Annotated in this window: 20 protein-coding genes; 10 read left to right on the forward strand and 10 right to left on the reverse strand. The window is 72.0% G+C overall.

What is annotated here, in order from left to right; translation table 11 throughout:
- Positions 1-38: 38 nt before the first annotated feature.
- The 9 genes from C6Y14_RS22370 to C6Y14_RS44575 all read right to left on the reverse strand — a co-directional run bounded on the left by C6Y14_RS22370 (position 39) and on the right by C6Y14_RS44575 (position 9,628).
- A complete protein-coding gene (locus C6Y14_RS22370) occupies positions 39-938 on the reverse strand; it encodes a sulfite exporter TauE/SafE family protein (RefSeq protein WP_107018543.1) in 900 nt (299 codons plus the stop codon).
- A 211-nt stretch (positions 939-1,149) separates the two neighbouring features.
- The gene (gene arfA, locus C6Y14_RS22375; protein ID WP_107018544.1) at positions 1,150-2,664 is read right to left on the reverse strand and encodes an arabinosylfuranosidase ArfA; all 1,515 of its coding nucleotides are present in this window, start codon (positions 2,662-2,664) and stop codon (positions 1,150-1,152) included.
- Between the two features lie 162 nt (positions 2,665-2,826).
- Positions 2,827-3,738, reverse strand: coding sequence for a carbohydrate ABC transporter permease (locus tag C6Y14_RS22380; protein WP_225891206.1), 912 nt, complete (start codon positions 3,736-3,738; stop codon positions 2,827-2,829).
- A complete protein-coding gene (locus C6Y14_RS22385) occupies positions 3,735-4,688 on the reverse strand; it encodes a carbohydrate ABC transporter permease (RefSeq protein ID WP_107018545.1) in 954 nt (317 codons plus the stop codon). The genes C6Y14_RS22380 and C6Y14_RS22385 overlap by 4 nt, the downstream gene beginning before the upstream one ends.
- A complete protein-coding gene (locus C6Y14_RS22390) occupies positions 4,685-6,043 on the reverse strand; it encodes an extracellular solute-binding protein (protein ID WP_107018619.1) in 1,359 nt (452 codons plus the stop codon). Before C6Y14_RS22390 ends, C6Y14_RS22385 begins: the two co-directional genes overlap by 4 nt.
- A gap of 299 nt (positions 6,044-6,342) precedes the next feature.
- Entirely contained in the window at positions 6,343-7,272 is a 930-nt protein-coding gene (locus C6Y14_RS22395) for an SMP-30/gluconolactonase/LRE family protein (RefSeq protein ID WP_107018546.1), read from the reverse strand.
- Positions 7,269-8,042: an IclR family transcriptional regulator gene (locus C6Y14_RS22400; RefSeq protein ID WP_107018547.1), complete on the reverse strand. Its 774-nt coding sequence runs from the start codon at positions 8,040-8,042 to the stop codon at positions 7,269-7,271. Before C6Y14_RS22400 ends, C6Y14_RS22395 begins: the two co-directional genes overlap by 4 nt.
- A gap of 189 nt (positions 8,043-8,231) precedes the next feature.
- Positions 8,232-9,473, reverse strand: coding sequence for a PucR family transcriptional regulator (locus C6Y14_RS22405; RefSeq protein WP_107018548.1), 1,242 nt, complete (start codon positions 9,471-9,473; stop codon positions 8,232-8,234).
- Positions 9,474-9,475: 2 nt separating this feature from the next.
- A complete protein-coding gene (locus C6Y14_RS44575; protein WP_199854809.1) occupies positions 9,476-9,628 on the reverse strand; it encodes a hypothetical protein in 153 nt (50 codons plus the stop codon).
- Between the two features lie 326 nt (positions 9,629-9,954).
- Here C6Y14_RS44575 and C6Y14_RS22410 point away from each other — a divergent pair, with 326 nt between their 5' ends.
- From C6Y14_RS22410 to C6Y14_RS22455, 10 genes are all read left to right on the forward strand, one after another.
- Entirely contained in the window at positions 9,955-10,932 is a 978-nt protein-coding gene (locus C6Y14_RS22410; RefSeq protein ID WP_107018549.1) for a DUF3068 domain-containing protein, read from the forward strand.
- 402 nt (positions 10,933-11,334) lie between these two features.
- On the forward strand, positions 11,335-12,522 hold the full coding sequence (locus tag C6Y14_RS22415) for a glycosyltransferase family 4 protein (protein ID WP_107018550.1): 1,188 nt from the start codon (positions 11,335-11,337) through the stop codon (positions 12,520-12,522).
- Between the two features lie 110 nt (positions 12,523-12,632).
- Positions 12,633-13,391: a class I SAM-dependent methyltransferase gene (locus tag C6Y14_RS22420; protein WP_225891207.1), complete on the forward strand. Its 759-nt coding sequence runs from the start codon at positions 12,633-12,635 to the stop codon at positions 13,389-13,391.
- Positions 13,388-17,908: an alpha-(1->3)-arabinofuranosyltransferase gene (locus C6Y14_RS22425; protein WP_107018551.1), complete on the forward strand. Its 4,521-nt coding sequence runs from the start codon at positions 13,388-13,390 to the stop codon at positions 17,906-17,908. The genes C6Y14_RS22420 and C6Y14_RS22425 overlap by 4 nt, the downstream gene beginning before the upstream one ends.
- Positions 17,905-19,257 carry a condensation protein gene (locus C6Y14_RS22430; protein WP_107018552.1) on the forward strand — a complete coding sequence of 451 codons (1,353 nt, stop codon included), beginning with the start codon at positions 17,905-17,907 and terminating at the stop codon, positions 19,255-19,257. The genes C6Y14_RS22425 and C6Y14_RS22430 overlap by 4 nt, the downstream gene beginning before the upstream one ends.
- Entirely contained in the window at positions 19,254-20,003 is a 750-nt protein-coding gene (locus C6Y14_RS22435; protein ID WP_107018553.1) for a class I SAM-dependent methyltransferase, read from the forward strand. The genes C6Y14_RS22430 and C6Y14_RS22435 overlap by 4 nt, the downstream gene beginning before the upstream one ends.
- Positions 20,004-20,006: 3 nt before the next feature.
- Positions 20,007-21,035, forward strand: a complete 1,029-nt coding sequence (locus C6Y14_RS22440) for a DMT family transporter (RefSeq protein ID WP_199854810.1) — start codon at positions 20,007-20,009, stop codon at positions 21,033-21,035.
- Complete coding sequence (locus C6Y14_RS22445; protein WP_107018554.1) at positions 20,926-21,225, forward strand: Trm112 family protein; 300 nt, start codon at positions 20,926-20,928, stop codon at positions 21,223-21,225. Before C6Y14_RS22440 ends, C6Y14_RS22445 begins: the two co-directional genes overlap by 110 nt.
- Positions 21,222-22,070, forward strand: a complete 849-nt coding sequence (locus C6Y14_RS22450) for an FkbM family methyltransferase (RefSeq protein WP_107018555.1) — start codon at positions 21,222-21,224, stop codon at positions 22,068-22,070. Before C6Y14_RS22445 ends, C6Y14_RS22450 begins: the two co-directional genes overlap by 4 nt.
- Complete coding sequence (locus C6Y14_RS22455) at positions 22,039-22,698, forward strand: hypothetical protein (protein ID WP_107018556.1); 660 nt, start codon at positions 22,039-22,041, stop codon at positions 22,696-22,698. Before C6Y14_RS22450 ends, C6Y14_RS22455 begins: the two co-directional genes overlap by 32 nt.
- Here the strand turns inward: C6Y14_RS22455 and C6Y14_RS22460 are convergent.
- A complete protein-coding gene (locus tag C6Y14_RS22460; RefSeq protein ID WP_107018557.1) occupies positions 22,679-23,563 on the reverse strand; it encodes an ATP-grasp domain-containing protein in 885 nt (294 codons plus the stop codon). The genes C6Y14_RS22455 and C6Y14_RS22460 overlap by 20 nt on opposite strands.
- Between the last annotated feature and the right edge of the window lie 163 nt (positions 23,564-23,726).

Consider the following 23,726-nt stretch of genomic DNA (forward strand, 5'->3'; position numbering starts at 1 on the left):
GCAGTTCCCCGCGCCCCTGAGGGCCCCTAGGGCCCCCTCTAGGCGCCCAGGGGCGCCAGGGGGCGCTCCCTCGCCCTCTCCTTGCGGTGGGCCTGGATCGAGTACGTCAGTGCCGCGGCCCACAGGGCGTACAGGAGCACGTACACGCAGACGCTCAGGGCGCCCGGCGCCGCGATCCAGTCGCTTCTGAGCAGCGTACGGACGTTGGTGACGACGATGATTCCGCCGACCGCCGAGCCGAGGACGCGCGGGGGCAGCAGGCGTACCAGCCAGGCCGCGACGGGCGCCGCGATCAGGCCGCCGACCAGGAACGCGGCGACCCAGCGCCAGTTCAGGCCCTGCGAGCCGAGGGAGAGGAGGAAGCCGAGGCTGGCGGCGACGGCGACGAGGAACTCGCTGGTGTCGATGGACCCGATGACCTTGCGGGGCTCCATACGGCCGCCGGCCAGCAGCGCGGGCGTACCGACCGGGCCCCAGCCGCCTCCGCCGGTCGCGTCCAGGAAGCCGGCGACCAGGCCCAGGGGCGAGAGGAACCGCTTGCGCAGCGGCTTGCCGAGGTTGCCCTCGGGCAGGCCGCGGAAGGTGAACCGGGACATGACGTAGAGGCCGAGTCCGAGCAGGATCAGGGACATCACCGGCTCGGCGACCCCGGTGGACAGCCCCGACAGGACGGTCGCGCCGAGGAACGAACCGACGGCCCCCGGTACGCCGATCCGGACGACGACCTTCCAGTCCACGTTGCCGAAGCGCCAGTGCGAGGCGCCGGACATCAGGGTCGTCCCGATCTCCGCGAGGTGGACCGTGGCGGAGGCGGCGGCCGGGTTGGTGCCCAGGGAGAGGAGCAGGGTGGTCGAGGTCACGCCATAGGCCATACCGAGGCTGCCGTCCACCAGCTGGGCGCCCAGGCCCGCCAGGGCGAGCAGTACCAGCGTGCGCATCGTGTCCGAGTCCGTCCCGTCGTGTCGCGGTGTCCCTCCGGGAAGCGCCTGCGGGAGACGGAAGGGACGGACGGGACGCTAGGTGCCCGAACTGAGGATTGCCTGAGCGTGGGATGAGGACGGCGCACAGGCGGGGCGAACGGCGCGGTACAGGGGCGGCGCCCCGGCCGGGAGGACCGGGGCGCCGCGACCCCGTGGACGGCGGGCCGGATCAGACCAGGCGGATCACGTTCCAGGAGAGGGGTTCCAGGGGGGTGGTGAGCGTGCCGTCGTGGAGGGTGGTTCCGGTGGCCGGGTGCGGGGTGACGCGCTCCGGCTCGGTGAGGGTGTTGCGGGCGTCCGGGTCCGTGTCGGACAGGACGCTGTGCTCCACCACCGTCGCCAGACCGAGAGAGCCGAGCGCCACCTCCAGCGGCAGCGCGTCCGTGCGGCTGCGGTTGACGGCGAAGACGGTCACCGAGCCGTCCTCGGCCCGTACGGCGGTCGCGTGCAGCAGGTCCGTCTCGCCGTACTTCGCCGTCTCGTACGTCGGTGAGTCCACGCGTACGTCGAGGACCTGGCCGCGTCCGTACCGCGAGGCCTGGGAGAACGGGAAGAACGTCGTCTGGCGCCAGGCCGGGCCACCCGGCTCCGTCATGATCGGCGCGATGACGTTGACGAGCTGGGCGAGGCACGCGATCGTCACCCGGTCCGCGTGCCGCAGCAGGGCGATGAGCAGGGAGCCGAAGACGACGGCGTCGGTGACGTTGTAGTTGTCCTCCAGGAGCCGGGGTGCCTCCGGCCAGTCCAGCGGGTTGCGTTCCGCCTCCTCCTGGGTCCTCGACAGGTACCAGACGTTCCACTCGTCGAAGGAGAGGTTGATCTTCTTCTTCGACTTGAGCCGCGCGCCGATGTGGTCGCAGGTGGCGACGACGTTCTCGATGAAGGACTCCATGTCCACGGCGGAGGCCAGGAAGGAGTCGACGTCGCCGTCGTGGGGTTCGTAGTAGGCGTGCAGGGAGATGTGGTCGACCAGGTCGTACGTCTCGGCCAGGACCGTCGCCTCCCATTCCGCGAAGGTCTCCATGGACTGGCCGGAGGAGCCGCAGGCGACGAGTTCGAGGCCCGGGTCGATCTGCCGCATGGCGCGGGCCGTCTCGGCGGCGACACGGCCGTACTCCTCGGCCGTCTTGTGCCCGGTCTGCCAGGGGCCGTCCATCTCGTTACCCAGGCACCACATGCGGATGGCGAAGGGGTCCTTGTCGCCGTGCGCGACACGGAGGTCGGACAAGGCCGTGCCCGACGGGTGGTTGGCGTACTCCTGGAGTTCCAGGGCCTCGGCGACGCCCCTCGTGCCGAGGTTGACCGCCATCATGGGCTCCGCCTGGGGGCCCAGCTTCTTGAGGAACGCGATGTACTCGGACAGGCCGAAGCGGTTCGTCTCCGTCGAGCGCCAGGCCAGGTCCAGGCGGCGGGGGCGGTCCTCGGCGGGGCCCACCGAGTCCTCCCACTTGTAGCCGGAGACGAAGTTGCCGCCGGGGTAGCGGATGGTCGTGACGCCCAGTTCCTTCACGAGGTCCAGGACGTCCTGGCGGAGGCCGGCCGCGTCCGCGGTGTCGTGGTCCGGCTCGTAGATGCCGGTGTAGACGCAGCGGCCCAGGTGTTCCACGAAGGAGCCGAAGAGGCGGGGGTCGACTTCGCCGATGGTGAAGGTGGGGTCCAGGGTGAAGCGGGCCTTCTCTTGCATGGTGCCTTTTCGCCTTTCGGGGTGGGTGGCTTGTGCGAGTCGGCGGGTGCGGGTGCGTGGGGGCTGGTCGCGCAGTTCCCCGCGCCCCTAAGGGCGGGTGGGTGGCTTGTGCGCGTCGGCGGGTGCGGGTTCGTTGTGGCTGGTCGCGCAGTTCCTAGGGGGCTACTGGCCCGCCAGGCCCGTGTGTGCGACGCCCGCCACTATCTGGCGCTGGAAGAAGACGAAGACGATGATCAGCGGCAGGCCCGCCATCAGGCCGCCGGCCATGAGCTGGGCCCACTGGATGCCGTAGGAGTTCATGACGGTCGCGATGCCGTTCGGCATGGTCATCAGGTCGGGGTTGTTGGTCACCATGTACGGCCACAGGAAGTTGTTCCAGGACGCGATGAAGGTGAAGATGCCGACCGCGGCCAGGGAGGGGCGGGACAGCGGGAGCACGATGGTGAAGAAGACCCGCCAGCGGCCCGCGCCGTCGATGAAGGCCGCCTCCTCCAGTTCGTGCGGGATGCCCTGGAAGAACTTGTAGAGGATGTAGACCATCGCGGCGGGCGCGCACTGCGGCAGGATCATGCCCCAGTAGGTGTCGACCATCCCCATCTGCTGGACGGTGGTGAACAGCGGGACGCCGAGGACGGCCGGGGAGACCATCAGGCCGGTCATGACCAGGCCCAGCAGGGCCTTCTTGCCGCGGAACTCCGTGCGCGCGAAACCGTATCCGGCGAGCGCGCTGACGGTGAGGACCACGAACGTCACGCACACCGAGACCACCACCGAGTTCACGAACCAGTTGGTGATGTTGCCGGTCTCGAAGATCGCCGACCAGGCCTGGGTCGTCCACTCCTTCGGCAGCCAGTGCGTCGGCACCTCGACGGCCTCGGTCTCGGACTTCAGCGAGGTGAACAGCGCCCAGACGAGCGGCGCGAGGAACACCACGGAGACGGCGGTGGCGAGCAGGGTGAGCAGGATCTGGCTGGGCGTCCAGGGCCTGCGGTCGCCGCGCCCGCCGCTTCCAACCCCGGGGGCCTTGTCACGTGTCCGCGTCTCGTCGGGGGTCTGTGCTGCGGCGGTGGTCATCGGCCGCCCTCCTCACGGTTGCGCAGCAGCCACATCCGGGCGAGGGCGACGGCCGCGATGATCACGAAGAAGATGATGGAGATCGCGGAGGCGTAGCCGACGCGGTAGCTGGTGAAGCCCTCTTCGAGGGTGTACTGCACGAAGGTGCGCGTGGAGCCCTCGGGGCCCGGCAGGAAGTCCATCATCACCACGGCCTGGTCGAAGACCTGGAGCGAGGCGAGGATCTGCAGGGCAAGGACGAGTCCGGTGATGTTCCGCAGCATCGGCAGGGTGATGTGGACCATGCGGTGCCAGGCGTTCGCGCCGTCCAGTTTCGCGGCCTCGTAGAGGTGTGCGGGGATGCCCTGGAGGGCGGCGAGGTAGAGCAGGAAGCTGAAGCCGACCGTCCACCACAGGGTGCAGATGACGACGGCGAGCATGGCGTACGACTTGTCGGTCAGCCAGGCCGTCTCGATGCCGAGGACGTGGTTGACCATGCCGGTACCGGGGTTGAACAGCCACTGCCACAGGTTGGCGGCGACGGTCGACGGCAGCAGGAACGGGGCGAAGAAGCAGAGCCGCCACAGCCATTTCCCGCGCTCGATGTGGTGGGCGAGCATCGCGAGGAGGAAGGCGAGGACGGTGATGCAGGGCACGACCAGGAGGGTGAAGTAGGCGCTGTGGCCCAGGGATTCCCACACGAGCGGGTCGTCCAGGGCCTCGCGGTAGTTGTCGAGGCCGATGAAGCTGGTGGCGTCGCCGGAGATGTTGGCGTCCGTGAAACTGAGGTAGAGGCCGCGCAGCAGCGGCCAGATCACGAACAGTGCGAACAGTGCGAGGAACGGGGCGACGAACCAGCCGCCGTGCTGGAAGCCCTGCTTGCGGCGGACGGTGACGGTGTCCGCCGCCGCTCTCGTACGCGCCGGAGTGATGACGGTCTGTGCTCCGGTCTGTGCGCTGGTCGTCGTCATGCGACCGCACCTCCCTGCGCGGCGGTCCTGCCGTCCATGGGGTTCTTCGAGGCGAGCAGCCCGGTGAGCGTGCTCTTCATGCTGCGGGCGGCGGCGTCCGGCTTGGCGGAGCCCAGCGTGGCGGAGACGACGATCGGGCCGACGCGCTGGGCGAGGATGCCGGTGGACCCGGCGAACCACACCTTCGGCTCGGTGGCCTGGTGGTCCATCGCCGAGACGTACTCGCTCTGCGGGTTCATCTTCTTGTACGCGGCCGAGGACAGGGTCGGCGTGTAGGCGGGGATGTGGCCGCCGGCCGCCCACTGCTGGGCGTGCTGGACGATGTAGGCGGCGAGTTGGTGCGCGCCCTCGTTGGCGGCTCCGCCGCGGTCGGCCTGGTGGGGCAGGACGAAGGAGTGCGACTCGGCGTGGGTCGCCTGCTTGCCGAAGACCGGGGGCAGCGGGGTGGCGCCGTACTCGATCTTCGCGCCGTCGAAGACGGGCACCGACCAGTTGCCCTCCCAGACGAAAGGGCCGCCGTTGACGAACTGTTCGGCGCCGGCGCCGCCGGCGAAGCCCGGGTTCACATAGCCGTCGGTGATGTGCCGGCGCAGGAACTCCAGTACCTGCGTGGCCTTTTCGGTGTCGAAGGTGACCTCGGTGTTGGCGTCGTCGAACCAGGTGCCGCCGAGCTGGGTGTAGAAGGCGACGAAGAACCACCACTGGAAGTTCTGGTCGGCGGACCACATGCCGATGGTCTGCAGGCCCTTCTTGGTGGCCTTCTTGGCCTCCTTCAGGACGTCGAACCACTCGTCGACGGAGGTGACCGGCACGAGGTGTCCGTCGTCGCCGAGCAGGCCCGCCTTCTTCAGCACGTCCTTGCGGTAGAAGCAGAGCTGGACGTGGATGTCGAGCGGCAGCGCGTAGAGCTTGCCGCCGATGACGGCGCGCTTCCACAGCTCGGGGTTGAAGTCGGCTTCCCGCACGCCGTACTTGGCGAGCAGGTCGAGGTCCCAGGGGTCCAGGAGCCGGCCCGGCGAGAAACCGGTGACCCGGCCCAGGTGCATGACGCCCAGGTCGGGGGCGCGGTTGCCCGCCGCCGCCATGGCCAGCTTGGTGTAGAAGGGGCTCCCCCACTGGAGGGTGGAGTCCTTGACGTCGATGTCCGGGTTCGCCTCACGGAAGGAGTCCAGCATCGCGATCATGTTGTAGCCGTCGCCGCCGCTGAAGAGGTTCCAGTAGCGCACGCGGGTGTCGGCGCCGGAGGCGAGTGCGTCGGCTCCGGTACCGAGCGCGGCGAATCCGAGGCTGCCCGCGACCGTCACGCCGCCGAGTCCCGCCAGGAGCTGCCTGCGATTCAGGCCAGGTCGTCCCATGCCCTGCCCCATCTGTTCGAGATGTCTCCGTTGGAGATTCCATTGGAGATTCCGTTCGATATTTCGATTGGTGCTCGTAACTTCGAACGGACCGTAGATAGGAAGCGCTTACTCGTCAATGGTTTGCGCAGGAATTCAGCTGTGAGTAGCTGTGGAGCCCGGGGGTCGGACGAGGGTGGAGGAGCGCCGGACGAGGCTGAGTGAGCTGTCGGACAACGTCGGACAGCCGCCGCCCGACAGCCGTGTGACGGCTGTCGGGCGGCGGCTGTCGAGTCGGAGGCTGGCGGCCGGCGGTGACTTCAGCCCGCGAAGGCGGGCTGACGCAGGCCCCGTCCCGCGCCGGGAACGACCAGGACCGAGCCCGCGAGCGGGTGCGGTGCCTCCAGGCCCGTACGGGCTGTCGTGATGTACAGGTCGGTCAGGTCGGCGCCGCCGAACGCGCAGGCCGTGGGGCGCGGTACGGGCAGTTCCACGACGTGGTCCAGCTCGCCGGACGGGGTGTAGCGGCGGATCGCGCCGCCGTCCCACAGGGCGACCCAGACACAGCCCTCGGCGTCGACGGTGAGCCCGTCGGGGAAGCCGTCCCCTTCTTCGATGACCGCCAACTGACGTCTGTTGACCACCTGTTGACCGTCGACATCGAAGACGTCGATACGTCGCGTCGGTGAGTCGATGTAGTACATGAGACGGCCGTCGGGGCTCCAGCCCGTCCCGTTGCTCACCGCCACGTCGTCGAGGACGGTCTCGGCCGAGCCGTCCGGGGCGAACCGGGAGAGTGTGCCGCCGCCCGGTGCCTCGTCGTAGCGCATGGTGCCCGCCCACAGGGAGCCGTCGGGCGCGACCGCCGCGTCGTTGGCACGGCGGCCGGGGACGACCTCGCGGTGCAGCCAGCGGAATTCCTGAGGGGCCGAGGAGGGGTCGCCGGTGGGGCTCCCGCCGGGGACCCCGTCCGCACCCGTCACCGAGTCCGGGCCGTACAGGCCGATTCCGTCGCGGAGGTTGACGACCAGGCCGCCGCCCGCCCGTGGCTTGGCGGCGCCCACGTGCTGCTCGGTGGCGAGCACCGTGCGCCGGCCGGAGACCGGGTCGTACGTGAACACCCGGGACCCGAGGATGTCGATCCAGATCAGCCGCTGGGCGTCGGCGTCCCAGGTGGGGCCTTCCCCGAGGGCCGCCTCCGCCCGGACGGCCACCTCGTACGCGTGCGTCCCCGACAGCCGGCGCCTCATCCGACGCTCCGGTGTCCGAGCCGCTCCGACAGCTCGGCCGCGCCCTTGGCGGCGAGCCCCTCCAGCTCGACCTTGCGGTCCTCGCTCCACCGGATCATCGGCACGGAGATGGAGAGTGCCGCCACGACCTGGCCCGTGCGGTCGCGCACCGGCGCGGCGATGCAGCTGACGTCGGGGTTCGACTCCCGGCTCTCCACCGCGACACCGCGGGCGCGGATCTCGACGAGGGCCTCGCGCAGGGCGGCCGGGTCGGTGATGCTGTTCGGCGTCATCCGGATCAGGTCGGCGTCGTCGGGGATCCGCGAGGTCAGCTCCGGCTCGGACAGCGAGGCGAGCAGCATCTTGCCCACGGAGGTGCAGTGCGCGGGGAGGCGGCGGCCGGCGGCGGACACCATGCGCACGGCGTGCGTGGAGTCGACCTTGGCGACGTAGATGACGTCCGTGCCCTCCAGGATCGCCACATGCACGGTCTCGTCACAGGTCTCCGCGACGGACCGGGCGACCTGCTGGCCCTCGGCGGCGAGGTCCAGCTGCTCGGAGTAACGGCTGCCGAGCTGGTACGGCCGGACACCGAGCCGATAGCGTCCGGGCTGACCCGGTACGGGCGTGATGTACGAACGTGCGGCGAGTGTCGTCACCAGTTCGTGGACGGTGGTGCGCGGCAACTGCAGCCGGCGCACGATGTCGGGGGCGGAGAGCGTGCCGTCCCCGTCGAGGAAGAGCTCAAGTATGTCGAGAGCCCTGGTTACGGCAGGTACGAGGCGTCCCACAACTGGCCCCCTCCCTTATGTTCGAAATTTCAACAGCCGATCGGCATAGCGAACACAGGCTACTCACACGGGTTGGGCGGGGCAATGGGCGCGCGCGAGCGGGGGGTGCGGGCCGGCGTGGCCCCCTGCTCCGGAGGCCCGCCGATTGACTGCCGCAAACGGTGGGTGGGTGGGAAAGAAGGGGCTGGTTCAGCGGCGGGCGCGGGGGTCGCCCAGTTCGCCCCGGAGGCGCTGCGCCCGGAGCACCAGCTCCAGCTCGAAGCGCCGGTCGGGGTCGTCGACCTCGTCCCCCCACAGCTCCCTGATCTGCCGGAGGCGATACCGTACGGTCTGCGGATGGACCCCCAGGCGCGCGGCCACCTCGGGAGCCCCGCCCCGTGTCTCCAGCCAGGCCAGCATCGTCTCGGCGAGCCGCCGCCCGTGCGTGGGACCGCAGTGGGCGAGCGGCTCCAGACAGCGCAGCGCCAGGTCGTCGATCAGCTCCTCCGGTTGCAGCAGGACCAGCGCCTCGGTGTGTTCGGTGCAGTACAGCACCTCTCCCGCGGGCAGCAGCCCGCGCTCCATCAGCCGTACCGCCGCCTCCGCCCAGCGCAGCGACTTCGCCGCGTCCCGTAGCGGCACGGGCGGGCCGATCGCGCCGGCCCAGCCGGTCAGTGCCCGGTGCAGCAGTTCGGGGCGCCCGGCGGCGTCGGGCTCGGGCACGACCATGCGGGGCTGCTCGTACTCCATGTCCAGCAGTACGCCCTGGCTCACGGCGGGGGCGACGGCCTCCCGGGCGGGCCTCAGCAGTACCCCGACCGCGACCCTGCCGGGCAGCGGCCAGCCGATCCGCGCGGCCCGTTCGGTGAGTGCCTCGGCCGGATCGCCGCGGTGGTGCTCGGCGAGCAGCAGTTCCATGAGCCGGCGCTGCAGCCTCAGGCGTTCCCCTGCCTGCCGGGCGGCGGCCTCGGCGTAACCGCGTACGGACTGGTCGACCAGCCCGTCCAGGTACTCGTATCCGGCGTCGACCAGCTCGTACATCGCGGGCGGCGGGATCTCCACGCGCGTCCCGATCTCGGCGAACCGGCGCCAGGCGAGCCGTACACCGAGCCGGTAGATGGCTTGGAGCGAGTCGAGGCTGCGGCCGTTGATGCCCTCGCCGCGGCCGAACTCCTGGAAGACCTCGGGGTGGACGCGCGGCCGGCCCTCGGCGGTCTCCAGATGCTGGACGAACACCTCGATGGCCCGGCGGATGCCGACCAGCGCCATCGGCTCGCCGGAGTCGTCGAGCACGACCGGCAGATGCGGATACTCGTGCTGTATCTCCTGGAGGATCTGCTCGGCGAGCACGGGCGCCTCGGCCATCGCGAGCGCGGCGAACTGCCGCACCTGGAGGCGCGGTACGTCGTGCCAGGCCGAGCGCACGGGGACGGGTGCCGGGCGGAGAGCCATGGTCAGCGCTCCCGGCCGGCCGTCTCATAGGTGATGAGCGGCGTGTTCGGCTGCTCCGGGGTCGCGTCGAGCAGCGCGACAGCGCCGAGGGCGGCGCCCACGGCGAGCACGGCGGCGGCCGTCACGGTCAGCAGGGCGGCGAGCAGTCTGGACATCGCGGGTCAGCCTCTCTGTCGAAAGGTCACCCCCACCTGAGCGCTCCGCTGGGAGCGCCGTCCTGGATCCGCGGGCCGATGGTGGCCGGCCGCGCAGTTCCCCCGCGCCCCCTGGCGGGGCGCGGCACAGCACCTCACCCTCGCCGTCGGGCCCACCTCGTCCCGGCCGACGAGTCCCCGGTGCCGGCAAGTCCTCAGTGTCATCAACGCATTGACACTTCGTCAAGGGTGCGCCTACGGTTCCCGGCCCATACCGCACCTGCACCCTCCCCCACCGTGCCGGCACCTGTCCGTGCCGCGTCACCAAGAGCCCTTGGAGTGCCCGGATGCGCCGTACCGCCACACCCTTTTCCCTGGTCGTACTGGGTCTGGGCGTCTTCCTGCTCGTCCTGGCCCCGCTGCTCGCCTGGTACGTCGAACCACGCGCGCAGCGCACTCCCATCGACACCGACCAGACGACCGTCTTCACCGGCACGGGCAGTTATTTCGACACCGACGAGATCGAGACCGTCGACGACAAGAAGATCACCATCACCCGGCAGGTCCGCGGGGACGTCGCGGAGAGCGAGAAGAGCGGCCGGGCGGTCTGGGACGTGTCCACGTCCGTCGACACGGACAAGTCGCTGCCCGCGGCCGACCCGCACGACTCGCTCCAGTGGACCATGGAGCGCTGGGTGACCGACCGGAAGACGAACAAGCCGGTCCACTGCTGCGAGGAGAAGCCGTACTTCGAGGGCGAGGCCTACCTCAAGTTCCCCTTCGACGTGCAGAAACGTTCGTACATCTGGTGGGACAACACCCTCGGCTCGACCGTCACGCTGAAGTACCGGGGTGAGAAGCGGATCCAGGGGTACAAGGGTCTGCGGTTCACCGGGACCGTGCCCGCCACCAAGACCGGCACCCGGCTCGTGCCGGGCACCCTCGTGGGCGTGGAGGACGCCGGCCAGGTGCTCGCCGAGGAGTGGTACTCCAACCACGGCGTCGAGCTGGTCGCCGACCAGCGCACCGGCCGGATCATCTACGCGGCGATCGGCCCCCGCAAGACGCTCCGGGCGCCCGGAGCGAAGAAGGACGCCGTCGTCCTGCTCGACAGCAAGCGGATCGCGTTCACCCCCGAGACCCAGAAGAAGCAGGTGGATCTCGCCGACACGGACAGCGGTCTGCTGCGCGCGGTGGGGCGGACGGTGCCGGTGGGAGCCGGAATTGCCGGTTTCCTCCTGGCCGCGGTCGGTGCCGTTTTGGTGGTACGAGGGCGTCCGCATCCCGATACGCCCGAGAGCTCCCAGGAACCGCTCACAATGTGATGAGACGTCAGCTCCACAAAGCCCCGAAATTGTCACTTCGGTGAGTAGCCGCAGCGAACCAGCGGGCGAAAACTGTCCACCCCACCCGAACACGGTCCACCCACACACCGTCACAGCAGGCCCCGTTCACCCCCACGGAACACACCCCACAGAAGTCCCGCAGAAACCCCCACAGAGTTCCCTCAGAAGTCCCCACCGAAGCACCGGCAGATCGGTTCCACCCCTCCATACGGACAGCCACCGCGGGACATTCAGGGTTCCCGCACCGAACGGACCGAACGCACACCGCCAGACACGCCCCCTCACACGCACTCACACCACACGCACTCACACACGCACCGGAACGCACCAACCCCCCACGCCCCACGCTGGTTCCGCACCCCGAGACGAGTTGGAGCACCCATGCCCCAGCACGTGCCTTCGTCGTTGCGCGCCGCCTTCCCCCGCTCCGCGCAGCGACACCCGGCGCTCCCCCCACAGCCGCGCCGAATCGTTTTCCTCGCCCGCCGTGACTACGGCAACGAAGCAGCGGGCGGCTCCGAACTCCTCGTCGACAGACTCGCCGAGGGGCTGACCCACCTCGGCCATCAGGTCACCCTGCTGTGCGGCGGACCCGCCTCCCCCACTCTCGGCTCCGCTCGACCGGGAGGTGCCCCCATCCGCGACTACCGAGTCGTGTCGGCGGGCGGCGACCTCGGCCACTACCTGCGCGCCAGATCGGCGTTCCAGCGTCAGGTCGGCGACTGCGACCTGCTCGTGGAGGTCTGCAACGGCATGCCGTACCTGGCGCCGCTGTGGCACCGCGGACCGACCCTGTGCCTGGTCAACCACGTGCACACCGACCTGTGGCGGATGCGGTTCGGCGGACCGCTGGCCCCCGCCGCCCGGCTCGGCCGAAGACTCGAACACTGGGCACTGGCGGGCGGGCAGCGCGGCGGCCTGCTGGTCGCCGTCTCCCCGTCGACGGCCCACGCGCTGCGCGCCATCGGCGTCGAGCGCGAACGCATCCGGGTCGTGCACAACGGTGTGGAGGAGCCGGGCGCACCGGCCCAGCGCTCACCGGAACCGCTGTTCCTGGCCGTGGGACGGCTCGTCGAGTACAAGCGCATCGAACTGCTGCTGCGCCTGTGGGAACGGGTCCGCCCGGTCACCGGCGGCCGGCTGGTGATCGTCGGCGACGGCCCCGAACGGCAGCGGCTCCAGCAACTGGCCGGTCCCGGCGTCGAGTTCACCGGCCATGTCTCCGAGGCCGAGAAGCACCGCCTGCTCTGCGCCGCCTGGCTGCTGCTGCATCCCTCCGCCGTGGAGGGCTGGGGTCTGGTGGTCACGGAGGCGGCGGCCCGCGAGACACCCGCGATCGCCTTCGACGTACCCGGCCTGCGCGACTCGATCGTGGACGGCGAGACGGGCCTGCTGGCCCGCGGCGAGTCGTCGTTCGCGGCGGCCTGGTGCACCCTCGCCCTGTCCACCCACCGTCGCACCCTCATGGGCAAGGCGGCCGGCGACCGCGCCGCCCAGTACCGCTGGCACCGCACGGTCCGCCAGTTCAGAGCCGTGGCGACGGAGGCGGTGCGGGGCTGGACACCATGACCCCCTGGCGGCGGAACTCCGGGCGGAAGGCTCCCCGGCCGAAGGCTCTTCGGCCGAGGGCTTCCCGGCTGAAGGCCCTTCGGCCGAAGGCTTCCCGGCTGAAGGCTCCTTTGCGCGAGGGCGCGAGACCGGGGCCCGGCACGGGCCTGCGGGATCCCTCCCTGCGCCGCTCCCTCGCCCTCTTCCGTGCCTTCCGCCACGAGCAGGAGGACCCCGAGGGCTGCTACGCGCTGCTCGCCCGGGACGCCGCCGACCAGGTGGAGGCGTACGACGGTCCGGTGAAGGGCCGGACCGTCGTGGACGTGGGCGGCGGGGGCGGCTACTTCACCGAGGAGTTCCGCAGGCGGGGCGCGCACGGCTACCTCTTCGAGCCGGACCCGCGCGAACTCGGTCCGAAGCCCCCCGAGGGATCGGTCGTCGCCGACGGCTATCTGCTGCCCCTCGCGGACGGCGTGGCCGACGTCTGCTTCTCCTCCAACGTCCTTGAGCACGTCGCCGACCCGCAGACCTTCCTCAGCGAGATGGTCCGCGTCACCCGGCCCGGCGGGCTGATCTACGTGTCGTTCACCAACTGGCTGTCCCCCTGGGGCGGTCACGAGTGGGCGCCCTGGCACTACCTGGGCGCCGACCGGGCCCGCGCCCGCTACCGGCGCCGTACGGGCAGGGCCGCCAAGCACACCCTCGGCGAGAACCTCTTCGCCGTACACATCGGACCCACCCTGCGGCAGGTGCGCGCCCGCGACGACGTCACGGTCGTCTCGGCGCGCTCCCGCTACTGGCCGTTCCTCGCCCAGGCCGTCGCCAGAGCGCCGGGACTGCGTGAATTCGCCACCTGGAACCTCCTCCTCATCCTCCGGCGGTGTCCATGACCAGCACGGTCCAGGCCCCTCCCCCGGCGGCGACCCGCCCCCTCGCCCCGGACCCAGGACCCGAGCAGGGGCCCCGGTCGCGGCGGTGGCTGCTGGGGTTCTGGGCCGTGGTCCTCGTGCTGTTCCTGGCCGTGGACCCGGGCCGGCAGACCTTCGACACCAAGCTCGGTGTCGCGCTCGACCCCGGGCAGTTCCTGGCCGACCTGGGTCAGCTGTGGCACGACCGGGGCGGCTTCGGCGGTATCGCGGACCAGTACGTCGGTTACGCCTTCCCGATGCTGCCCTACTACTGGCTGACCGACCTGATCAGCATGCCGGTGTGGCTGGCCGAGCGGCTGTGGATGTCTCTCATCGTGGCGGTCGCCTTCTGGGGCGCGCTGCGGCTCGCGGAGCGCCTGGACATCGGCAGTTCCGCCTCCCGGCTCCTCGGCGCGGTGGTGTACGCGCTGTGGCCGGTGTTCACCATCGTCGTCGGCTCTACCTCGGCCGCCGCCCTGCCCGGCGCGTTCCTGCCGTGGGTTCTGCTGCCGCTGACGAACGACCGCCACAGCGCCCGGGTGGCCGCCCTGCGCTCGGCGCTCTTCATCCCCTTCATGGGCGGGGTCAACGCGGCCTCCACCCTGGCCTCCCTGCTGCCCGTCGGCCTCTACCTCCTGTCCCGGCCGCGCGGTCCACGGCAGCGCAAGCTGATCGCCTGGTGGGTGCCGGGCGTGCTCCTGGCGACGGCCTGGTGGGTCGTCCCGCTGCTGGTGCTTGGCATCTACGGCGAGAACTTCCTTCCGTACGTGGAGAGTTCGCAGACCACGACGGACACCATGGCGGCGACGGAGTCGCTGCGCGGCGCCGGCAACTGGGTCGCCTATCTGCACTTCAACGAGGCCTGGCTGCCCGCGGGCTGGACCGTGACGGCCTCGGTGATCGCCGTCGTCTCCTCGGCGCTGGCGGCCGGCCTCGGCCTCGCCGGACTGGCCCGGCGTGACATCCCCGAGCGGCGCTGGCTCGTCCTGACCGTGATGACGGCCGCGCTCATCACCCTGGCCGGGTACGGCGGTTCCTTCGGCGCGCCCTTCCACGGGGTGGTGCAGGACTGGCTGGACGGCGGGCTCGCCCCCTTCCGCAACATCTACAAGTTCCAGACGGGGCTCGCCCTCGCGCTGGCCCTCGGGCTGGCCCACCTGGTCGGGGTCGCCGCGCGGGCCCAGGGCGCCCGTCCGATCCGGGGACGCCGGTACGCGCCCCTGATCGCCGCGGTCCTCGTCCTCCCCGGGCTCGCCTGGCCCTATCTCAACGGGTCGATCCTGCAGCCCGGTTCGTTCCAGGAGCTGCCCAAGTACTGGAAGTCCACGGCGAGCTGGCTGGAGAAGTACTCGCCGGACTCCCGCGCCCTCGTCGTACCCGCCACCGCGCACGGCATCTTCACCTGGGGCTCCACCATCGACCAGCCCCTCGACGTGCTCGCCGACTCCCGCTGGGCCCAGCGGGACTACGTGCCGTTCGGCACCGCGGGCAACCGGCGCGCGATGGACGCGGTCGAGCAGTCCCTGCAGACCGGCGGTCAAGTCCCGGGTCTGGCGGACTACTTGGGCCGGGCAGGCGTCCATTACATCGTCGTACGCAACGATCTCGACCCCGACCAGCTGGGCTACGTACCGACCACGACCGTGAAGCGGACGCTGGAGGAGTCGGGCTACCGGCGGCTGACCGGCTTCGGGCCGCTGATGACGGGCGGGCGCATCGCGGAGAACACGCCCATCCAGATCGAGGGGCTGTATCCGCGGCAGCGGGCCGTCGAGATCTACGAGCCGGCCGCCGACGTGCCCCGTCCTGGGCAGGCCGGACTGAAGGCCGTCGCCGACACCGCCGTCGTGTCCGGCGGGCCCGAGGCACTGCTGCCGCTGGCCGCTGACCCGGCGATGCGCGACCGGGCGACCGTCCTGACCGGCGACAACCATCCCGGCCTCGGCTCCCCCGACCTCCAGGTGGTGGGCGACGGGCTGCGGCGCGCCGACACCCGGTTCGGCCTGGTCGGCGCCAACACCTCGTACACGTACACCCGTGACGAACGCAATCACTCCGGCAGCTACCAGGACGCCGGGGACGAGCCGCACCAGATCCTGCCGTCGGACGGGATCGGGCACCAGACGGTGGCCGAACTGCGCGGGGCGCGCTCGGTGACCGCGTCGTCGAGCGGCAACTGGCTGTACTACCTGCCGCAGTACGACCCGGTGAACGCCTTCGACGGCAACCCCGACACGGCGTGGGCCGAGGGCGCGGTGGGCTCGGCGGACGGGCAGTGGCTGCGGATCGGCTTCACCGAGGAGACGGAGGTCCCGGCGTCGATCCGGGTCACCCCGCTGCCTCAGGAGAGTGTCCGCTCGGCGCCGACCCGGGTGCGCGTGGAGACCGAACGCGGCTCGGAGACGAGCACCCTGCGGGCCGACGGCTCACGTCAGCGCATCAAGTCCCCCGAAGGGCCGTCGAACTGGCTGAAGGTCACCGTCGTCGAGTCGACCGCCCGGCACTCCGGGCTGTCCGGCGCGGGCTTCTCCGAGATCAGCGTCCCGGACGTCCAGGTGACCCGCATGCTGCGGCTCCCGACGGACGCCGAGGACGCAGAGGCGTCCGCCGAGACGGTCTCCCTGCACAGGGCCACCGACCCCGGCAGCTTCTCCCCGACGGGCACGGAGGTCGGGCTGCACCGCCGCTGGACCTCGGACGCGGCCGGTACGTACGCGGTGAGGGCGAGCGCGATCCCCGTACCCGGTGACGCGCTCGACGCGCTGCTGTACGACGTGGCGCCCGAGCAGAACGACCGGATCACCGCGGCGGCCGGTTCGACGGCCCGGCTGGGCACCGGTCTGTCGCCGCGCAATCTCACCGACGGCGATCTGACCACGGCGTGGATCGCCGGGGACGACCCGACCATCCGGCTGAGCTGGCCGGACAAGCAGCCGGTGGGCGAGGTCGTCCTCGCCCCGGCCGGCGGACTGTCCACCCGGCCCACCGAGGTGAACATCAGCTCCCCGGACGGCGCGGTCGTCGCCGGTGTCGACGAGAACGGCATCGTCCGCTTCGACCCGATCACCACCGACCGGCTCGACATCACCGTCACCGAGACGGCCCCGCTGACCGTCCACAACCCCCTGGCCGACGAGGACATGCAGCTTCCGGTCGGCCTGACGGAGGCGTACATCCCCGCCCTCGACGACCGCTACCGCACCCCGAAGGCCCTCTCCTCCCGGCCCTTCGAGCTGCCCTGCGGGAAGGGTCCGACGCTCGCCGTCGACGACGAGCTGTACGAGACGAGCGCCGAGGGAACGGTCGGCGACCTCGTGGCGCGGCGGCCGGTCGAGCTGACGCTCTGCCAGGAAGGGCGCGCAGACGGCGACTTGTCGCTCGACTCGGGCGCGCACCGGGTTGAGGCGGGCGACGCGGGCCCGCTGGCCGTCACCGATGTCACGCTGACCCGCGGCACGGTCACCACCCCGACCGCGCAGAGCCGTGAACTGGGCATACGGGACTGGCTCGGCGACCGCCGCGAGGTCACCGTCGGCTCGGGCGCGGCCTCCTACCTGACGACGTACGAGAACTTCAACGACGGCTGGAAGGCCACGCTGAACGGCCGCGAACTCGACCCGGTACGCCTCGACGGCTGGCAGCAGGGCTGGCGGATCCCGGCGGGCGAGGGCGGCACGGTGAAGCTCTCGTACGAGCCGTCCACGGTGTACGAGGCCGGGCTGATCGGCGGCGGTGTCGGGATCCTCGTCCTGGCGGGGCTCGTGCTGTTCCGGCGGCGCTCGCCCAACCCGGACGCGCCCTCGCCGGAGCCGCCGCCGCCCGGCCTGATCCTGGGCACGGTCGCGCTGACCCTGGTGGGGATCGTGATCGCCGGGTTCCTCGCGCTGCTGGTGCCGGTTCTGGCGCTGCTCGCCCGGCGTCGGCACGAACTGCTCGTACCTCTCGCGTTCCTCGCGCTCGCGGGGGCCGGGCTCGTCGCCGCCACCGGGGCGGGGGAGCCGGTCGCCGAGGGCTCCGGAGCGTTCGGGCGCACCGCTCAACTGCTGGCGCTGACCGGCCTGTTCGCCGGTCTGGTGACGGTCGGCGAGGCGTCGTACGGCAGGCGGGGCGGTCCGGGTGGCGGCCGGGGCCCCGGCCGGCCCGGCACGAGCGCGCTGCCGCCTCCGCTCCCGGGCTCCGAGGCCCCGACGGCGCCTCTGCCGCAGCGGACGCGCGGGGAGCACGCTGGTCCTGGGGCGGATCCCGGGCCCGGCGCCCCCGCGCGGCACGGCGTTCCCGGCGCACCGGGTGCACCGGGTGCACCACGCACTCCGGGAGCTCCGGGAGCTCCGGGTACTCCTGGGTCACCGCCGCCGCCCTTCGTGCCGACGGAGCCGCCGCGGCTCGCCTCCGGCCCGACGGTCTCGGCGCGGGGGCCGGGGTCGCCGCGCACACCGGGGCCAGGTGGCCGCAGGGGTTCCGGGAGCCGCGGGCCCGCCGGGGAGGGGAAGGACACATGACCGCCGTGGAGCATCCCGCACGGGACGGCACGAACGGCCCCGCCGGGCCGCCCGCCCGCATCCCGTTCCCCGTGGTGGACGAGGTCGCCCGGCACTGCCTCCAGGAGGAGGAACCGGAGACCGTCCACATCGAGGTGCATCTGCCGGGCCGCCTCGACCCGGACCGGCTGCGCGGGGCGTTCGCCGGGGCCCTGCACCGCCACCCCCGCATCCTGATGCGCGAGGCGGCCCGCCCCTGGTACGGCAGGCGGTACGAGTGGGAGCTGACCCCCGAGGCCGATGTGGAGGCCGTCCTGTTCCCGGCGCCCGACCGGGACGCGCTGAAGCACGCGCGGGGCCGGGCACTGCGCGACGCCCCGCCGCTCTCGGCCGCGCCGCCGATCCGGCTTGAGGTCGTCCGGGACCCCGAAGCCGACGGCACGGTCCTGTTCCTCACCATCAACCACACCGCGCTCGACGGTCCGGCCTGTCTGCGGGTCCTGGCGACGGCGGCGGAGCTGTACGGCGGCCGGGACAACTCCCCCGCGGCGCCTCCGACCCGCACGACCGCCGAGGTTCCGCGCGCCCCGGACACCCCCTCCACGTGGGCACCGCCCGCCCGGGTGGCGCGCGGCACCCCGGAGCCTCCTCAGCACCACGGCAACGGCATGCTCGTCACCGAGCTCGCCGTCCCGCGGCGGCCCAAGGGCTCCCCTTACACCGTCAACGACCAGCTGATGGCCGCCACCGCGCTGATGATCGCGCACTGGAACCGGGAGCACGGGGCCCGGCCGCGTCCGCTGCGCATCACGATGCCGGTGGACGACCGCCCGCGCGGCACGGACATGCCCATCGGCAACGGCACCCGGCTCGTCGAGGTCCCCTTCGCCCCCGAGGAGCTGGACCCCTCCGACATGGCCGCGCTGCTGCGCCGCACGGCGGACCGCACCCGCGCCCTGAAGGCCCAGCCGCGCCCCCAACTGGGCCACGGCGCCTCCCTGTTGACGGCCCCGGTGGTGCCCGTCGCCTGGCGGGCCGCGGTCACCAGGGGGCTGCGCAGAGCCGTCGGGCCCTGGACGTCGACCACCCTGCTGAGCAATATCGGCCGGGTTCCGTACGCCCTGGACTTCGGGGAGGAGGCCGGGCGGGCGTACGCCGTCTGGTTCTCGGCGCCCGCCCGGATGCCGCGCGGGCTGACGGTGACCACGGCCGCCACGGCGGGCCGGCTGCACGTGGCGCTCCGCTGGTCCCGCTCCCTGCTGAGCCACGGCGACGGCAGCCACCTCCGCGACCTCTTCGAGCACTACCTGCACGCGACGGAACACACCACGGAAGACGCCACGGACAGCCGACCGGGGAGCACTCCATGACCACGGCCACGCCCCGCAGGCCGCCGCACGGGCCGCACGGCCTGCGGGACTTCTACGAGGACCCGGCCGTCCCGGTCGCCTCCGGCACGCCCCGCAGTCTGCGCCAGGCGCGGATGCTCGCGGACGCGCTCGGCCCGGCCACCTCAGGCCCGCGCACGGTCCTGGACATCGGCTGCGGCGACGGCACCGCCGCCGCGACCGCCGCACCGCTCCTCGCCGGTCACCGCATCGTCGGCGTCGACTGGTCCCAGGACGCGCTCAGACGCGCCCACGCCCGTCTCCCGTACGCGGTACGCGGTGAACTCACCGACGGCGGACTGCCGTTCAGGTCCGCCTCCGCCGACGCCGTCCTGTTCAGCGAGGTCGTGGAACACCTCGTCGACCCGGACGCTGCGCTCGACGAGCTCCACCGGATCCTCCGCCCCGGAGGTCATCTCATGCTCTCCACACCCAACCTGGCCGCCTGGTACAACCGGGCCCTGCTCCTCGCCGGCGTGCAGCCCGTCTTCTCGGAGGTGAGCCTGCGCGCGATCCACGGCCGCCCCGGCAAGGAGGTGGTGGGCCATCTGCGGCTCTACACGGCCCGCGCGCTGCGGGAGTTCGTGACCGCGTCGGGCTTCGAGGTCGTACGGCTGCGGGGTGCGCCCTTCCACGGCGTACCGCGGTCGTTGCGCCCGCTGGACCGGCTGGCGTGCCGGGCCCCCTCGGTGGCCTCGATCCTTCTCCTGCACGCGCGAAGGACGTAGACCATGTGGTGGGGAGTGGCCGCGGCCCTGCTGGCGAACGTGCTCTACAGCGCGGGATTCGTACTGGAGAAACGGGCGCTCGCGGCACTGCCCGAGGTGAGCGTCCGCCGGCCCGCCCGGCTGCTGCGGCTGGTCCTCGGCAGCTGGCTGTGGATCGGCGGCTCCCTCGCCCTCGCGTCGGGCTTCGCCGCGCAGCTCGTCGTCTACCGCACCCTGCCGATCGCCGCCGCGCAGGGCATCTTCGTCTCCGGGCTCGTCATCCTCGTCCTGCTCTCCTCGGTCCTGCTCGGCGAGGAGACCTCGGGCCGCGAACGGTACGCGCTCGGGGCGATCCTCCTCGCACTCCTGATGGTGGTGCTGTCCCTGAAGGAGGGCTCCGACACGGTCAGCCGCAGCGCCCCCGCCCCGCTGATCCTGCTGGTCTGCGTCCCCTCGCTCGCGCTGGGCGTCTGGCTGTACGGGTCCGCCGAGCGCCGGGCCCGCCACCGGCACCGCATGCCGACGACGGGCGTCGAGTACGGCGTGGCGGTGGGCCTGCTGTACGGGGTCAGTTCGCTGGCCATCAAGGGCGTGTCGAGCCACCTCACCGGAAGCGGGTTCGGCGGCGCGGTGCTCGGGGTGCTGCGCTCCCCGTACCCGTATCTCCTGCTGTTCACCGGGGTGTTCGGCCTCGTCATGTCGCAGGCGGCGCTGCAGCGCTGCCGGGCCTCGCTGATCGTGCCGGTCTGCACGACGGTGACCTGTCTGTTCACGGCGGTGCTCGGCACGGTCTCGTTCGGCGAGGCGCTGCCCGAGGACCCGCTGCGGCTGGCGCTGCGCATCGGCGGTACGGCCCTGGCGGTCTCCGTACTCCTCGCGATGCCCAAGCACGACCCACCGCCGAAACCCCAGTCCTTATCCCCCACAAGGGAGTTGACCAGCAATGAACCCGGACGACCCGCTGCTGAAGATACTGGCGTGCCCGCTGGACAAGGGGCCGCTGCATCTCCTCGGGAGAGAGACGGGGGGCACGGAGGCCACCGAGGGTACTGAGGCCGCTCTCTACAATCCCCGGCTGCGGCGCCGCTACCCGATCGTGGACGGTATTCCGCAGCTCCTGCCGTCCTCCGGCGAGCAGGTGACGGACGACGAGCACGAGGATCTGCTGCTGCGGATCAGCGGGGGCGGCGACCTCGGCGGCTCCCGCGGCGGGCCCCGGAAGCCGGGGCCGGTGACGCCATGACCCTGGCAGCCCGCCTGGCCCCCTTCGTGCCGGTGCGGCTGGTCGCCGCTGCCGCCCGGCTGGTCTATCCGCGCTTCGAGCCCGAGCTGGCCCGGCTCGGCGACCTCTGCCCGCCCGGCTGCCGGACGGCGGTGGACGTGGGCGGCTGGTACGGCCCCTGGACCCGCCGCCTGTCGGGCCGGGCCCGCCGCGTGGTGACCGTCGAACCGGTTCCGCACCTGGCCCGGCTGATCACCGCCGCGACCCCCGGCAACGTCCAGGTCGTCCGCGCCGCCGCGAGCGACCGCTCCGGCACGGCCCGCCTGTGGCTGCCGCCCGGCGACCAGGGCGACCGGGGCGTCTCGTCGCTGGTCAGGCGGGACATCCACGCCCGCGCCCTGGACGTCCCCTGCCTCACCCTGGACAGCCTGAACCTGCGCGACGTCGGCTTCATCAAGATCGATGTGGACGGCAGCGAACTCGCGGTGCTGCGCGGGGCGGGCACCCTCCTCACCCGTGACCGCCCGGCCCTGTTCATCGAGCTGGAGGCCCGCATCCAGCCCGTCGACACGGTCGTCTCCCACCTCGCCGAACGGGGTTACGAGGGCTGGGTGCTGCCCGGCGACACCTGGCTGCCGCTGTCCTCCTTCGACCTGGAGGCCCACCAGGCGCGCGCCTCGCACGTGGTCTCCCAGGGCCTGCTGCGCCGGGTGCTGCCCTTCCGTGGCCCGGGATACGTCCGGTACGTGAACTCGGTGCTCTTCCTCCCCGACGGCCGGTGCCCGGGCGGGCGGCACGCGCGGTACGTACGGCAGGCGGACCCCGTGGGGGACGATGGGAGGCATGCCTCCCGCCAAGCCGGCTGACGCCGGACCGTTCACCCCGCTCGACTTCCAGCTCGTGCTGCTGCGCCGCATGGCCGACCACAACGCGGACCTCGTGGAGGACGCCCGCCACACGCTGGGTGCCTCGGTCGCCGAGATGCGGGAGGCCAACCGGCGCTGGCAGGCGATGCGGCACGCGCCGCGCAGCCGGGGCGCGGTGGCGCGCTACCGCTCGATCCTCGGCGACCCGGAATCGGTGACGCCCCGGCGGATCGGTGACCTGTCCTGCGAGGCGTTGCTGTGGCCGGTCCCGCTCTGGCCCGACCTGCGCTTCGAGGTGCTGGTGGCCCCGGGCGGGGTGGCCTGGAACGAGTGGCTGGTCCGCGCGCCGGGCGCCCCGGCCCCGGAGCTTCATTCCCTGGCGGACCTGACGCCCTGGTCCTGCACGGTCGACGAGGCCGCCCGCGCCTTCGCGCCCGCCCGGCCGCTGGAGGGGTCGGCGCCGACGCGCTGGGGACTCGCTTTCACGGCACCGGACGGCAGGGAAGGCACGGACGGAACGGGCGGTACGGGCGGCCCGGAGGGCACGGAGGGTGCGCGGCGGGACTGCGTCGCCGAGTTCACGTACGGCCTGCTTCAGCGCGTCGCGGTCACCGAGCGGCGGCCTTGACGACGGCCCGGGCGACGACCGGTACGGAGTCCTCGTGCAGGAAGAGGAAGAGGTTGGGCTCGACGAGTTCCAGCTCCATGACGCGGGGCGCTTCGTCGTCGCCGTCCACCAGGTCCACGCGGGCGTAGAGCAGCTCGGGCGCACCGGGCACGGCGGCCAACGCCCGCTCGGCGACGGCGAGTTCGGCGGGGCTCGGCTCCCAGGTCTCCAGGTCGGGGTGCGGAACCTTCTTGTCGTCGAAGGCGGTGCCGGGTTCGAGGACGGCCCCCTTGCGGATGGCATGGAGGAAACGCCCGCCGAAGAACTGCAGGGCCCTCTCCCCCGCCGTGTCGATGCTCCGCACGTACGGCTGCACGATCGCCGTCAGTCCTTCGGTGTGCATGCGCTCCAGGTGCCGTACGGCGGTGTCGTGGTCCTCGGGCGTGTAGCGGGCCGCGTACCGGGCTCCGGCCCCCGAGGTCGGCTTGACGACGTACTCGCGGTCGTCCGGCAGGTCGGCCGGGTCGCCCGGAGCGAGGTAGCGGGTGTCGACGACGGGCACACCGGCGGCGGCCAGGTCGCCCAGGTACCGCTTGTCGGCGTTCCAGCGCACGACCTCCGGCGGGTTGGCCAGGGCCGTCACGGCCCCGCAGCGGTCGGCCCACGCCAGGAACTCGGCGGCCCGCCAGCTGTAGTCCCAGGTGGAACGGATGAGCACGAGGTCGAAGCCGCCCCACTCGACGCCGGGGTCGTCCCAGCGCACGACAGCGGGGTCCGCCCCCGCCTGCCGCACCGCGTCCGTGAGGACGGGCAGGTCACGGTCGTACCCGACTTCCAGCACCTCCTGGCAGGTGACCAGGGCGATACGGGGAACGGTGCGTGCCACGGCGGGCTCCTTGGACGGTGTGTCGGCGGGACGGTGTATCGGCTCACTGCGGTGATACCGGTCGCAGGTTAACAACCGCGCTTGACCTTCCCCTTCGGGGAGACCACACCATCGGTGACGGAAGGGAGGAACGCCATGAACAACGGCACGGGCACCGACATGA

It is taken from the genome of Streptomyces dioscori, assembly GCF_003024195.1.
GTDB lineage: Bacteria > Actinomycetota > Actinomycetes > Streptomycetales > Streptomycetaceae > Streptomyces > Streptomyces dioscori.

Bases quoted from the DNA above. Each gene is read 5' to 3' on its own strand.
- C6Y14_RS22370 (WP_107018543.1), bottom strand. From the start codon at position 938: ATGCGCACGCTGGTACTGCTCGCCCTGGCGGGCCTGGGCGCCCAGCTG.
- arfA (WP_107018544.1), bottom strand. From the start codon at position 2,664: ATGCAAGAGAAGGCCCGCTTCACCCTGGACCCCACCTTCACCATCGGC.
- C6Y14_RS22380 (WP_225891206.1), bottom strand. From the start codon at position 3,738: ATGACCACCGCCGCAGCACAGACCCCCGACGAGACGCGGACACGTGAC.
- C6Y14_RS22385 (WP_107018545.1), bottom strand. From the start codon at position 4,688: ATGACGACGACCAGCGCACAGACCGGAGCACAGACCGTCATCACTCCG.
- C6Y14_RS22390 (WP_107018619.1), bottom strand. From the start codon at position 6,043: ATGGGACGACCTGGCCTGAATCGCAGGCAGCTCCTGGCGGGACTCGGC.
- C6Y14_RS22395 (WP_107018546.1), bottom strand. From the start codon at position 7,272: ATGAGGCGCCGGCTGTCGGGGACGCACGCGTACGAGGTGGCCGTCCGG.
- C6Y14_RS22405 (WP_107018548.1), bottom strand. From the start codon at position 9,473: ATGGCTCTCCGCCCGGCACCCGTCCCCGTGCGCTCGGCCTGGCACGAC.
- C6Y14_RS44575 (WP_199854809.1), bottom strand. From the start codon at position 9,628: ATGTCCAGACTGCTCGCCGCCCTGCTGACCGTGACGGCCGCCGCCGTG.
- C6Y14_RS22410 (WP_107018549.1), top strand. From the start codon at position 9,955: ATGCGCCGTACCGCCACACCCTTTTCCCTGGTCGTACTGGGTCTGGGC.
- C6Y14_RS22415 (WP_107018550.1), top strand. From the start codon at position 11,335: ATGCCCCAGCACGTGCCTTCGTCGTTGCGCGCCGCCTTCCCCCGCTCC.
- C6Y14_RS22425 (WP_107018551.1), top strand. From the start codon at position 13,388: ATGACCAGCACGGTCCAGGCCCCTCCCCCGGCGGCGACCCGCCCCCTC.
- C6Y14_RS22430 (WP_107018552.1), top strand. From the start codon at position 17,905: ATGACCGCCGTGGAGCATCCCGCACGGGACGGCACGAACGGCCCCGCC.
- C6Y14_RS22435 (WP_107018553.1), top strand. From the start codon at position 19,254: ATGACCACGGCCACGCCCCGCAGGCCGCCGCACGGGCCGCACGGCCTG.
- C6Y14_RS22440 (WP_199854810.1), top strand. From the start codon at position 20,007: ATGTGGTGGGGAGTGGCCGCGGCCCTGCTGGCGAACGTGCTCTACAGC.
- C6Y14_RS22445 (WP_107018554.1), top strand. From the start codon at position 20,926: ATGAACCCGGACGACCCGCTGCTGAAGATACTGGCGTGCCCGCTGGAC.
- C6Y14_RS22450 (WP_107018555.1), top strand. From the start codon at position 21,222: ATGACCCTGGCAGCCCGCCTGGCCCCCTTCGTGCCGGTGCGGCTGGTC.
- C6Y14_RS22455 (WP_107018556.1), top strand. From the start codon at position 22,039: ATGGGAGGCATGCCTCCCGCCAAGCCGGCTGACGCCGGACCGTTCACC.